General features: G+C 73.0%; 10 protein-coding genes. 5 read left to right on the forward strand and 5 right to left on the reverse strand.

Features of this window, described 5'->3' with window-relative positions:
* Positions 1-18: 18 nt before the first annotated feature.
* Positions 19-1,044, forward strand: a complete 1,026-nt coding sequence (gene hpaD / locus ACF061_RS21305; protein WP_392268487.1) for a 3,4-dihydroxyphenylacetate 2,3-dioxygenase — start codon at positions 19-21, stop codon at positions 1,042-1,044.
* Positions 1,045-1,635: 591 nt separating this feature from the next.
* On the opposite strand, the gene ACF061_RS21310 is transcribed toward hpaD, so the two are convergent.
* The 4 genes from ACF061_RS21310 to ACF061_RS21325 form a co-directional block, all read right to left on the reverse strand.
* A complete protein-coding gene (locus ACF061_RS21310) occupies positions 1,636-2,880 on the reverse strand; it encodes a multidrug effflux MFS transporter (RefSeq protein ID WP_392268488.1) in 1,245 nt (414 codons plus the stop codon).
* A 29-nt stretch (positions 2,881-2,909) separates the two neighbouring features.
* Positions 2,910-3,938, reverse strand: coding sequence for an alpha/beta hydrolase (locus tag ACF061_RS21315; RefSeq protein WP_392268570.1), 1,029 nt, complete (start codon positions 3,936-3,938; stop codon positions 2,910-2,912).
* A gap of 2 nt (positions 3,939-3,940) precedes the next feature.
* The gene (locus ACF061_RS21320) at positions 3,941-4,903 is read right to left on the reverse strand and encodes an aldo/keto reductase (protein WP_392268489.1); all 963 of its coding nucleotides are present in this window, start codon (positions 4,901-4,903) and stop codon (positions 3,941-3,943) included.
* A 360-nt stretch (positions 4,904-5,263) separates the two neighbouring features.
* Positions 5,264-6,373, reverse strand: a complete 1,110-nt coding sequence (locus ACF061_RS21325; RefSeq protein WP_392268490.1) for a zinc-binding dehydrogenase — start codon at positions 6,371-6,373, stop codon at positions 5,264-5,266.
* A gap of 98 nt (positions 6,374-6,471) precedes the next feature.
* Here ACF061_RS21325 and ACF061_RS21330 point away from each other — a divergent pair, with 98 nt between their 5' ends.
* Positions 6,472-7,890 (forward strand): amidohydrolase, encoded by a 1,419-nt coding sequence (locus tag ACF061_RS21330; RefSeq protein ID WP_392268491.1) that lies wholly within the window; start codon positions 6,472-6,474, stop codon positions 7,888-7,890.
* Between the two features lie 308 nt (positions 7,891-8,198).
* Here the strand turns inward: ACF061_RS21330 and ACF061_RS21335 are convergent, their stop codons facing one another.
* Positions 8,199-8,939: an SDR family NAD(P)-dependent oxidoreductase gene (locus ACF061_RS21335; RefSeq protein WP_392268492.1), complete on the reverse strand. Its 741-nt coding sequence runs from the start codon at positions 8,937-8,939 to the stop codon at positions 8,199-8,201.
* A 110-nt stretch (positions 8,940-9,049) separates the two neighbouring features.
* Here ACF061_RS21335 and ACF061_RS21340 point away from each other — a divergent pair, with 110 nt between their 5' ends.
* The 3 genes from ACF061_RS21340 to ACF061_RS21350 all read left to right on the forward strand — a co-directional run bounded on the left by ACF061_RS21340 (position 9,050) and on the right by ACF061_RS21350 (position 12,875).
* Positions 9,050-10,018, forward strand: coding sequence for an aldo/keto reductase (locus tag ACF061_RS21340; RefSeq protein WP_392268493.1), 969 nt, complete (start codon positions 9,050-9,052; stop codon positions 10,016-10,018).
* A 61-nt stretch (positions 10,019-10,079) separates the two neighbouring features.
* A complete protein-coding gene (locus ACF061_RS21345) occupies positions 10,080-11,069 on the forward strand; it encodes a methyltransferase dimerization domain-containing protein (protein ID WP_392268494.1) in 990 nt (329 codons plus the stop codon).
* A 294-nt stretch (positions 11,070-11,363) separates the two neighbouring features.
* Positions 11,364-12,875 carry an ABC transporter substrate-binding protein gene (locus ACF061_RS21350; protein WP_392268495.1) on the forward strand — a complete coding sequence of 504 codons (1,512 nt, stop codon included), beginning with the start codon at positions 11,364-11,366 and terminating at the stop codon, positions 12,873-12,875.
* Positions 12,876-12,918 lie beyond the last annotated feature (43 nt).

Below are 12,918 nucleotides of genomic sequence, written 5' to 3' on the forward strand. Positions count from 1 at the left end.
CGAAGGAGTAGCACCCACATGAGTACACCTCCCGACGTCGTCCGCTCCGCCTACGCCCAGCTCGTCGTCACCGACCTGGACAAGGCACGCTGGTTCTGGGCCGACATGCTCGGCTTCCACGTCCAGTACGAGGACGAGTCACTGCTGTGCCTGCGCGGCACCGACGAACTCACCCACCACTCCCTCGTCCTGCGCCAGGGGCCGACCGCCGCCCTGGACCACCTCGCCTACCGGGTCCGCACCCCGGAGGACGTCGACCGCGCCGAGGAGTACTTCACCGCGCTCGGCCGTCCGGTCCGCCGCGTCCCCAGGGGACAGGGCACGCCCGGGGTCGGCGACGCCGTCCGGGTCGTCGACCCGCTCGGCTTCCCGGTGGAGTTCTTCCACGACATCGACCGCGCGGAACGCCTCATCCAGCGCTACGACATCCGCCGCGGCGCCGAGATCGCCCGCCTGGACCACTTCAACATCTGCACCCCCGACATACCCGCCGCCTACGCCCACTACAAGGCGCTCGGCTTCGGCTGCTCGGAGACCATCGAGGGTGACGAGCACGAGCTGTACGCGGCCTGGATGTACCGCAAGCAGACCGTGCACGACGTCGCCTTCACCGGAGGCGCCGGGCCCCGGCTGCACCACGTGGGAGTGGCCACCCACGAGTCCCACCACGTGCTGCGCACCGCCGACATCTTCGGCTCCCTGCGCAAGGAGCACCACATAGAGCGGGGCCCCGGCCGGCACGGTGTCTCCAACGCCTTCTACCTCTACCTGCGCGACCCCGACGGCCACCGGGTGGAGATCTACACCTCCGACTACTACACCGGTGACCCCGACCACGAGACCTACCGGTGGAACGTGCACGACGACCGGCGCCGTGACTTCTGGGGCAACGCGGTGATCGAGTCGTGGTACAAGGAGGCGGCCCCGGTCCTCGATCTCGACGGCAGGCCCCAGCCGGTGACCGAGTCCGTACTGGACGAGTCCGCGGTCCAGGTCGGCGCCGACGGCCTCGGCATCGTCGGTCCGGGCCGGCAGGACGGCTGACGACACACGAAATGTGCCGGGTGGCGGTCCCGACCGCCACCCGGCACGTGTGCGGACCGCCGGCCCGCAGGCTCCTTCCATCTGCCGGTCGTTCCATCTGCCGGTCGTTCCACCTGTCGATCGCTCCCTCCGCAGGCCGGCCTGTCCATGTGCAGGCCGGCTTCGCCGTGCGCGGGAGGGCTTGGCCGTGTGAGGCCGGCTGTTCCGTGTGCGGGTCGGTTCGTCCGTCCGTGCGGGCCCGCCCGCCCGTCCGTGCACGACCACCCCTGCCGAGGTGCCGCGACCGCGGCAGCCGCCGCCACCGGCCGTCCCGGACCCTCGTGGCCGACGCCTGGCGGCAGGTGCGGAGAGAGATGACGCGGCGGTGCGAGAACCGGTTCCGGCTGCCGGCCGTCGGGCTGCCGGACGGCAGCAGCCGCATCGCCGACCTGCCCGCGACGGCCGAGGCGCTCGACTGCCCGAGCAGGGGCGGTCGCCCGCCCGTCCGCGCGAGCCCGCCCGCCCGTCCGCGCGAGCCCGCCCGCCCGTCCGCGCAGGCCCGAACGACCGTCCCGCCGGGCGCCCGGCGGGACGGTCGTTCAGGCTGGTCGGTCAGCGCGGGACGCCGGGTCGGTCCACGGCGTCCCCGTCGCCGAGTCCGCCGACGAACGGCGAACTCGCGGGCCGGCGGAGCCGGGGCAGCACCGTGGTCCACACGAGCGCGCACGCCACCGCGGTGGCGACGGCCATGGTGAGGACCATGGTCAGCTCGGCGCTGCCGCCGAGCGCGACGAGGGGCGCCACCACGGGGCCGACGGCGAAACCCGACATGCCCAGCAGGGCGGCCGCCGTGCCGGCGCGCTCGCCGTGGCCGGCGAGCGCCAGCGCGGAGCTGTTCGGGCTGATGACGCCGTAGCAGAACAGCACCAGCGCGAGCAGGACGAGCACCACGGCCAGGCCGGCGCCGGCGAGGACCGCGCCGAGCAGGGCCAGCGCGGCGACCGCGGTCGCCGTCGTCCCCGCCACGTACATGCGCGCGGGACCCGCCCGGCGTACGACGGCCCGGTTGGACAGTGACCCGAGCACCGCCACGACCGCGTTCGCCGCGAAGACCGCGCTGAACGCGCGCGGACTGAGGTGGAAGCCGTCCTGCAGCACGAAGCTGATGGACGCCAGGTAGGTGAAGAAGGCCGTGCCGGTGCACGCTCCCACCAGCAGGTAGCAGACGAACAGGCGGTCGCGCAGGACCGTCGCGAACCGCCGGCCGGTGTCCGCGAACCCGCCCCGGTGCCGCAGCCGCGCGGGCAGGGTCTCGGGCAGCAGCGTCGCCGCGACGACCAGCAGGGCGGCGCCGACACCGGCGAGCACCACGAACAGGCCCCGCCAGTCCAGCACAGCGGTGAGCTGCCCGCCCACGACCGGGGCCAGGATCGGAGCCAGCGCCCCGACGAGTCCGAGCAGACTCAGCAGCCGCGCCAGTTCGATGCCCGAGGCGATGTCCCGGGCGGCGGCGAGAGCGATGACGACACCCGCCGATCCCGTGACGCCCTGGAGGAAACGTGTGACGAGCAGGACCTCGATGCCGGGGGCGAGCGCGCACAGCAGCGAGAACACCGCGAAGAGCGCCACGCCGCCCAGCAGCGGTCGGCGCCGGCCCATCCGGTCGCTGAGCGGGCCCGCCACGAGCTGGCCGAACGCGAGCCCGAGCATGCACACCGACATCGACGCCTGCGCCAGGCTGTCGCTGGTGTGCAGATCCTCGGCCAGCCGGGGCAGCAACGGCATGGACAGATCCATCGACAAAGGTCCGAACACCTCGAGCGAACCCAGGACGAACGCGGCGCGGCGCGCGCTCATCGCACGCGCGCCGCGCGCGGTGGCCGTCCTCACCGGGGCCGGCCTGCGCCGCCGAGGACGCGGTGCAGCCACGACCGGCGGGCGGCCACGGCCGCCCGGGACACCTCGGTGTCGGCGGAGAAGCCGGTGAAGCCGTGGTAGCAGCCGGACCACACGTGGAGTTCGGCCCGGCCCCCGGCCGCCCAGATACGTGTCGCGTAGTCGACCGCCTCGTCGCGGAACACCTCGGCGGCTCCCACCGTGATGCAGGCGGGAGGCAGCCCGGACAGGTCCGTCGCGCGGGCGGGCGCCGCGTACGGCGAGACCGAGTCGCTGCCCCGGCCGTCGCCCAGCAGCGCGTTCCAGGCGGTGTCGTTGTTGTTGCGGTCCCAGATGCCGATGCCGTCGTACTGCCGGCTGGAGACCGTGTCGTTGCGGTCGTCGAGCATCGGGAAGTCCAGCACCTGGCCGGCCAGGGCGGGGCCGCCGCGGTCGCGGGCCATCAGGGAGACCGCCGCGCTCAGGCCGCCGCCCGCGCTCGCGCCGCTGACGACGACGCGGCCGGGGTCGACGCCGAGGTCCGCGGCGTGCCCGGCGAACCAGAGCAGGCCCGCGTAGCAGTCCTCGGCGGCCGCGGGCGCGGGGTGCTCCGGGGCGAGGCGGTACTCGACGGTGGCGGCGACGGCGCCGAACCGCACCACCTCCTCGGCCAGTTCGGCGATGCCGAAGAACCGGTTGCCGAGCACCATGCCGCCGCCGTGGATCGAGTAGAGGCCCGGCGCGTCGCGTACCCGGCCGCGGGGCCGCAGGACGGTCAGCTCGACGTCCGGCGCTCCCGCCGGTCCCGGCGCCGTGACGTGCTCGAACTCGACCGGCAGGTCGCCGATCGCCTCCTCGACGGGGGGCACCAGCGTGGCGAAGTGGGCGCGGTTGGCGAGGATGGTGCCGGCCCGCAGCGGGATGGGTTCGACCAGTTCGCGGCAGGCCGCGAGGCCCGGTTCGAGCGGCGGGTCGTAGGGGACGGGGCGCGGGCGCACCGGCCGCCCCCCGTCCGGTGGGCGCGGTGCGGTCACGGTCACGGTCACGGGCCTTCCGGGTCGACGACGCCGCGGTCGGTCCAGAACGGCTCGGCCAGGGCGCGCAGTTCGTCGGCCCCCACCCGCCGCAGCAGTTCCAGGGCGCCGATGTTCTGCTGGACCTGCTCCAGCCGGCTGGCGCCGACGAGGGTGGTGACGTTGGCCGGGTGGGTGAGGGTGAAGGCGACGGAGAGCTGGGCGGCCGTGGTGTCGAGCCTGGCGGCCAGCTCGACGAGGGCGGGGACGGTCGCCACGATCGCGTCCCGGATCGCGCCGGGGTCCCGGCCGATCTCGCGGTCGGGGGAGGTCCGCCCGGCCAGGATGCCGCCCTCCAGCACGTCGGAGGCCTGCATGCTGAACCCGTCCGCGAACAGCTCGGCGAACGGCTCGCCGTCGGGGATGGCACGGCGCGCCAGGCTGTACTTCAGCTGGGCGATCTGCGGTCCGGGCACCCCTTGCGCGGCGGCGATGCGGCGCAGTTCCCGGATGTTCGCCGCCGACCAGTTGTTCACGCCCCAGGCCCGGATCAGTCCGGCGTCGGTCAGTGCGGCGAGGTCGCCGACGAGGTCCTCCAGGCGTACGTCGTCGCGGCGCAGGTCGCCGAGGATCACCAGGTCCGCGTGGTCCAGGCCGGTGCGCAGGAAGGCGTTCTTCAGCTGCGGCCCGAAGCCCTGCTCGCCGAAGGCCTCGATCCACAGCTTCACCGAGGCCAGGTACCGCTCCCGGGGGATACCGGTGGCCCGCATGATCGCGCCCCACAGCACGTCGGTGAAGACGGGGGGCCGGCCGGGCATGCCGTAGACACCGACGTCGAAGAGGTTGACGCCCTGGTCGAGCGCGTGGCGGACCATTTCGACGGCGTCGGCGAAGTCCATGCGGTCGAAGGTGTGCCAGGAGCCGAGGGACAGCAGCGACGCCTCGAGTTCGCTGTCACCGATACGGCGTCGGGGGAGAAGGCTCTGGGTCACGCGTGGTTCCTCTCTTCGGGGCGCGCGGGTTTCTTCGGGTTGCCGGGGTGTTCCCGGGACCGGTGTCTCGGCGGCCGTTTCCTGGGGTTGCCGCGGTCTCTCGGGGTCCGGAGTCCCGGGGTCCGGGGTCCCGGGGTCCGGGGTCTTCGGGGCGCGCGGGTTTCTTCGGGTTGCCGGGGTGTCCCCCGGAGCGGTGTCTCGGGGGGCGGTGTTTCCGGGGCCGGTGTGCTTCTACGGGTCACCCCGGCGGTCTGTGGGCGCACATGTGTCCGCGAGCTCATCGGGTGCCTTCCGGCCGCACGGAGGTTCCGTGCCGCTCGGCGTTGCCGTGCCGCTCGCGTCCTCGCGGTCCTCGGCCGCTCAGGCGATCCGGGGGTCGATGACGGCCTTGATCTCGGCGTGCCCGCTCATCGCCGTGATGCGCGCGTAGGCCTCGGACAGTCCGACGGGTGTGCCGAACAGCCGGTCCCACGGCATGCGGTCGCGGAAGGAGGCGAAGAACCCGATCGCGTCGTGGTAGTCGGCGATGTCGCCGTTGAGGGAGCCGACGACGGTGAGTTCCTTGCCCATCACCGTGCCGAGCGGGAGCGGTTCGCTGCCGGGACCGGTGCTGCCGACGACGACGACGCGTCCGCGCTGCGCGGCCATCTCCACCGCCTCCCGGCCGACCGAGGGCGCGCCGGCGAAGTCGAGCACCAGGTCGGCCCCGTGGCCGCCGGTGAGTTCCCGCACCCGCTCGATGACGGCGTCGGAGCCCGGCGCGATGTCCACCGCCTCGTCGGCGCCGAACTCGCGGGCCAGGGCCAGACGGGAGGCGGGAGCGCCGACGGTGACCACGCTGCCCGCGCCGCTGATCCGCGCGACCGCGGTGGCGAACAGACCGAGCGCCCCGGAACCCTGCACGACGACCCGGGAGCCGGGACGCACCCCGCCGGCCCGGGAGAACGCCCTCAGCACCGTCTTCGCGGCGCAGCCCGCCATCGCCGCCCAGGTGTCCGGGAGTTCGCCGGGCAGCAGGAGTTTGGCCGCGTTGGGAACCACGTATGCGTACTCGCTGAGACCCGCCGTGGCGTACGGCGGGACGTCGGCGCGCTGCCGGAACCCGTAACCGCGGTCGGAGCAGGCGACCGGCTCGCGCAGCACGGTGCAGCCGTGACAGGCGCCGCAGGTCGACTCCGACCACCCGATGCGGTCCCCGACGCGCAGTTCGCGGCCCAGCGCGTCACGGGTGTCCTCGCCGACGGCGACGATCTCGCCGACCATCTCGTGGCCGAGCACCATCGGCAGCATGCCGGGGAAGCTCATCTTCCCCGACCAGATCTCGATGTCGGTGCCGCACAGCGTCGTGCACACGATGCGCACCAGGGCGGCGCCCGGTTCGGGTTTCCCCGGAAGTGGCAGGTCAATGAGGTCAAGTGGTGCGCCGTGCGCGGTCAGTACGGCGGCACGTGTGGAGGAGGGAAGGTCCATCGTTGCTCCTTCGGATCGAGCGCCGGAGGCTCGACGATGCGTTAGTCTACGGTTGTCGACTCAAATGTCGAGACCCCCGAGAGCAATGAGGAGCACCCGTGCGCACAGTCGACGGCGACGCCCGCAAAGCATCGGCCGACCTGATCCTGCGAGGCGGGGTGGTCCATTCCCTGTGCGCGGGCGACGAGGAGGCGACCGCGATCGCCCTCCGCGACGGGCTCGTCGCACGTGTCGGCGACGACCGTGCGGTGATGGCCTTCGCCGGTGACTCGACCGAGGTCGTCGACCTGGCCGGACGGGCCGTCCTGCCCGGTGTCAACGACGCCCATCTGCACGCCACCTGGCTCGGCGCCCTGTGGCCGGACACCCTCTTCGGCGGGCACGACGGCCCCGGCCCGGAACCGCGGCGCCCGCTGCTCGACGCCGCGCAACGCCGCCGGGCCATCCTGCGCGCCGGGGAACTGCTCGCCTCGCTCGGCATCACCAGCTACACGGAGCCGGGCCTCGGGCCGGGCGAGGACAACGGTCCGACCGGCGCGTTCGGGACCTCGGTGGCACAGGAGTACCGCGCGCTCGCCGCCGAGGGACTGCTGCGGGCCCGGGTCACCGTGCTCTGGCTCTACGGCGAACTGGACGGCCCCAGCGATCTGGAGCACTTCCTCGACGGGCTCGCCGCCACCGACGCCGCGACGAGCGATCCGCGATGGCTCCGGTTCGCCGGGGTGAAGATATTCGCCGACGGCATCCCCCCGATGCGGTCGGCCTACACGCACCGGTGCTACGCGGACGGCGTCCGCCCCGCGCTGCTGGTGGAGGGCGCCGACGACGCCGAGCGCGAGGCGAACCTGACGCGGATGATCCTCGCCGCGCACCGCCTGGGCCGGCAGGTCGGGGTCCACGCCACCGGCGACCGCTCCGTCGACGTCATGCTCGACGCGATCGAGCGGGCACGCGCGGAGCACGACGTCGACCTCGGGCACTACGTCATCCACGGCGACCTGGTGACCGGGACCCAGCTGCGCCGGATGGCGGCGCTCGGGGTGGGCCTGGACATGCAGCCCGGGATCGCGGTGCGCACCCACCCGCTGGTCGACGCCGTGCTCGGCGACGGCGCGGCGGCGGCCGCCTGGCCGTTGCGGGCCGCGCTGGAGGCGGGGGTGCCGTTGTGCCTGACCTCCGACGCACCCGTGCTGTCGCCGGACTGGCGGAGGCAGATAGCCGCCGCCGACGAGTGGATGGGACCCGCGGCCGACCCGCGCCGGCGCATGGCCCGGCTGCTGCGCTGCTACACGGTCGAGCCGGCCCGCCAGGACCACGCGGCGTCGTGGAAGGGGACGCTCGCTCCCGGCATGGCCGCCGATCTGTGCGTGCTGGAGGCCGATCCGCTGGCCCTGGTCCCCGCCGAACTGCCCGACGTGGCGGTGGAACTCACCGTGGTGGACGGCAGGATCGTCCACCGGCGCGGGACGCGGGCCGCGGCCCCGGAGCCCGCCGCGGCCGGGGTGGAGGCCGACTGAGCCCGGGTGGGGCCGGCCGAACCGGCCCCACCCGGGCCCCCTCCGCCGCCCCGGCCCCGGTGTACCCGGCACCGGGGCTCGCGCTTGCTCGCCCCGGCCGACCGGGTATGCGGTGCCGGGGCTCGCGTTCGCCCGTCCTGGCCGACCGGGTACCCCGCGGTGGGGCTTTGGCTCTCCGCCGTGCCCGACCGGATGTTTCCGGGGTGCCGGGGCTCGCGTTCGCCCGTCCTGGCCGACCGGGTTTGCGGTGCCGGGGCTCGCCCGCCCCGGCACCGGCCGTGCGTTCGCCGCCCGGCCCCCCGCCCGGCTCAGGTGAGGAGCTGGCCGCCGTCGACCGGCAGGCTGGTGCCGGTGATGTGCGCGGCGGCCTCACCGGCGAGGAAGACGGCGGACGCGGCGACGTCCTCCACCGACGCGAACCGGTGCAGCGGGATGCGGTCCTCCCACGCCCGGCGCTGCGGCGAACCCTCCGGCATCCCGGCGGCCATCATCTCGGTGAGGACTGGGCCGGGCGCCACGGCGTTGACCCGGATGCCGTGCTGGGCCAGCTCGATCGCCGCCCACCGGGTGAGCGCGTCCACCGCCGCCTTGCTGCTCTCGTAGCCGCCCATCCCCGGCGTGGGCTGCCGGCCGCCGATCGAGGAGATGTTGACGATCGCCCCGGCGACGCCGGCGTCGACCATCCGGCGGGCGACCTGCTGGGTCATCAGGAACGTGCCGAGCACGTTGGTGCGCAGGATGGTGTCGAGGTCGGCGCCCGGCAGATCCAGCAGCGTGCCGTGCACGGTGAGCAGGCCCGCGTTGTTCACCAGCACCTCGACCGGGCCGGACTCCGCCGCTATCGCGTCGAGTTCGCGGGTGATCGACGCCGGATCGGTGATGTCGAGCACCCTGCCGCGGACGCCGAGGTCCCGCGCCGTCCCGGTGACGCGCTCCGCGTCCCGGTCGGCGATGACCACGGTGTCGCCCGCGGCCGCGAAGGCCGCGGCGACGCCCCGGCCGATCCCGCCCGCTCCGCCGGTGACGAGTACGGTGCGTGTTCGCTTCATCGTCAACTCTCCTCACACCGTGACCCACGTCACGGCGTCGGCCGTATAGTATACGCTTGTAGACGAAAAACGCCTGTAGACGAAAAACCCCGAGGCTTACGGGAGGAACCTTGAGTGCTGCCAAGACCGTTCCGCGCCGCCCGCTGGGACCCGGCGGGCCCGAAGTGCCGGTGCTGGCCCTGGGATCGTGGAACACCTGGGACCGCATGGCCTTCGACGACGCGGTGTCGCTGATCGCCCGGGCGGCGGAGCTCGGCTGCGCGTTCTTCGACGTCGCGCACTACAACATGGGGCCGCACGCGGAGCGCTCCCGCACCGACCTGATCTTCGGACGGGCGGTGCGCGAGGCCGGACTCGCCCGCTCCGACTGGCAGTTCTGCGGCAAGCTCTGGCTCTGGGACTATCCCGCCACCGGCTTCGCCCGGCAGATGGAGACGTCCCTGGAACGCGTCGGCGTCGAGAGTGCCGACACCGTCGTGGTGGGCGACTACTTCGGCGAACTCGACGTCGAGCGCGTGGTCACCGACGTCGCCGAGCAGATCGAGGCCGGCCGGTTCGCCACGTGGGGCGTCAACAACTGGCGGTACGGCGACCTGCGCCGGGCGATCGACGTCGCCCGCGAACGGGGGCTGGTGCCGCCCTCGTTCGCACAGCTCAAGTACGGCCTGGTCCGGCGCTCGATGGCCGAGGGCGGCTACTACGGACCGCTCTTCGACTCCGGGGAACTCGCCCTGCAGGCGTCCGACGTCCTGGAGGGCGGCATGCTGGCGGGCAAGCTCCTTCCGGACCGCAAGATCGGCGCCGACGTCGGCGGCATCCGTGAGCGCATCGCCACCTCCTACGGCACCGTGCGTCGCCTGGCCGACGAGTTCGGCGCCTCGCCCGCGCAACTGGGCATCGCCTTCTGCCTGGCCAACCCGGCCACCGCCAACGTCCTGGTCGGCGTCTCCCGGCAGGCCCAGCTGGAGGACAACGTCGGCGCGCTGGCGCTGCTCGACCGGGTGGGAGCGGCGACGCTGCGCAGCGCCACCGAGGAGCTGTGGCTCGACCGCCACGTCGCCGCGGACGGCACCTGGTGACGCCGGCCGGCGTACGGACCCCCCGTTCCACAGTCGCAGGACAACACCCCAGGAGGACATCATGACCGTACCCAGCACGTCCGCCACGCCCGAGCGCATCGTCGGCATCGCCACCGCGTACATGGGAGCCAAGCAGCTCTTCGCCGCCGCGCGCACCGGAGTCTTCCGCGCCCTGGCCGAGGGCGAGCGCGACGTGGCCGGGCTGGCCTCGGCCACCGGCCTGAGCGAGCGGATGGCGCGGATCCTCGCCGACGCCATGAACGGGCTGGGGCTGCTGGAGCGCCACGACGGCCGCTACCGGCTCGCCCCGGACGCGGCCGCGTACCTGACCGGCGACGGCGACCTCGACCTGCACCCCTTCCTCGCCTTCCTGAACGAGATCAGCTACGGCCACTGGCTCCAGTTCGACACCACCGTCGACACCACCAAGCCCGGCGACCTTCAGATGGACGACGCCCGTTGGCAGGCGTTCATGGCCGGGGTCATGCGCTACAACACCCTGCACGCCGCCATGCTCGCCCGGTCCTTCGACTTCGGGCCCTACCGGAACCTGCTCGACCTCGGCGGACTCTCGCCCGACTTCGCCATCGGCGCACTGCGGGCCAACCCCGCGCTGTCGGCGCGGTTCGTCTTCGACCCGGCGTCCACCGACGCCATAGCGGCGGCGCTCGACGCGGCGGGCGTCGCGGACCGGGCCCGGATCGAGCCGGCGCCCACCGACACCGCCCGCCCCGGCGGCGACCACGACCTCGTCATGGTCAACCACGTCGTCCACCGCTTCACCGCGGAGCAGAACCGCGCGATCCTCGCCAACGCGCGCGCCGCCGCGGCGCCCGGAGCGACCCTGCTGCTGCTGGACTTCCTGCTGGACGACGACGAACGCCAGCGCCCGATCGACGCGTTGCACGCGGGGGAGTACTTCGTCATCGACGGCACCGTCGTGTACCCGGCGTCCGAGGTCACGGCCTGGCTCCAGGAGGCGGGCTGGCGGCAGCGCGAGGTGCTCGCCCTGCCCGGAAGTCCCCGCGTCGTCGTCGCCGAGGCGGTCTGAGACCGCCCCGATCCGCGGCCCGACGCGCGGTTCGTCGGGCGGCCCGGCCACCGGTCGGACGCCCGTGACAAACCTGGCCCCACCGCTTGCCAATCGGCTGCGGCGGGGCCATTGTCTTTTTAGCCGACATCCGTAGACTAACGGCCACGACACGTGAGGTGGCGTACGGGGGAACAGTCTCCCCCGCACCCGCTCCCGTCGATGGGCCGAGCGCTGCGACGGCGACGAGAACCGGCGACATCCTCTCCCGGCTCGATCTGGCACCAGCGCCCCTCTTACCCGAGAGAAGATTCCATGCAGAGGATCTGGAGAGCCACACTTGTCGCGGTCATCGCGTTCGCGCTGGCCGCCTGCACCAACGCCGCCGCCACGTCCGGCAGCGGGCCGACGGACCAACTCAGGATCGGGACACTGCTCGACGTCACGTCCTGGGACCCGGCCAACGCCGACATCGGCTTCGACGGGCCCTACCTGTCCGCCGTCTACGACCCGCTGGTCGCCCTCGACGACGACTCCCGCCCCGTCCCCGCGCTCGCCACGTCCTGGACCTGGTCCGCGGACTACCTGACCCTCACCATGCACCTGCGCGAGGGAGTCGCGTTCAGCGACGGACAGCCCTTCGACGCCGCGGCCGCGGTGCGGAACCTCGAACACCTCAAGGCCGGCGTCCGCTCCGGGCAGACCTACGCCAACGTCACGGGCTTCACCGAGGTGGACCGGGACACCATCGCCCTGCACCTGAAGAAGAAGGACGACTCGCTCCTGTACTACATGGGGCTGGGCCGCAGTTGGATGGCCTCCCCCGCCGCGATCAAGGCCCGCACCCTGACCACCGGACCCGTCGGCTCCGGCCCGTACACCTTCGTCGCGGGCAGCTCGACGCCGGGATCGCAGTACGTCTTCACCGAGAAACCCCGGCACTGGGACCGCGCCACCTACCCGTTCCGCACGGTGAAGGTGTTCCCGATCTCCGACCCGACCGCGAGCTTCAACGCCATGCTCTCCGGCCAGCTCGACCTCAACTACGCCAACGCGGCCGACATCCCCTACGCCAAGCGCAACGGCTGGAACATCGCCTCCAAGGTCGCCACCTGGGTGGGCATCCAGTTCACCGACCGCACCGGCAAGCAGCTCAAGCCGCTGGGCGACGTACGGGTGCGGCGGGCCATCAACCACGCCTTCGACGGCGCGGCCATCCTCAAGTCGGTCGGCCAGGGCGCCGGGGTGGCGACCAACCAGGTGTTCCCGGCCGGCGACCCGGCGTACGACCCGTCCCTCAACGACCGCTACCCGTTCGACATGGACGAGGCCAAGCGGCTGCTGGCCGAGGCGGGCTACCCCGACGGGTTCCGGGTGACGATGCCGATGTCGTCGATCTTCCAGGCCTGGCAGCCCGCCGTCCAGCAGATCCTCGGCCAGCTCGGCATCAAGGTCACCTGGAAGAACATGTCCCCGGCCGACTACCAGCAGAACGCCTCCACCTACCCGATGTTCGTGGCCGTCGTGGCGCTGGACTCCAACTCGGCGGCGTCGGTGGACGGCCGGATCGCCTCCCGGCAGTGGTTCAACCCCAACCCCTCCACCGAGGCGTTCCCCGAGATCAGCACGCTCCTCGGCGACATCCAGGCGGCGACCGGCGAGAAGCAGACCGCGCTGATCCGCCGACTCGACGCGAAGGTCACCGACGAGGCCTGGCAGGACGTCTGGTACCAGGCGAACAACACCTACTTCAGCAAGAAGGGCATCAAGGTGACTCCGATCACCGGCATGATGTTCCCGACCCTGCGGTTCATCCAGCGCGGCTAGTTCCCGTTCCGGCAGCGGCCCGCCCCGTACGGCCGGCCGCCGC

The organism is Streptomyces sp. NPDC015220 (genome assembly GCF_043079345.1).
In the GTDB taxonomy this organism is placed as follows: domain Bacteria; phylum Actinomycetota; class Actinomycetes; order Streptomycetales; family Streptomycetaceae; genus Streptomyces.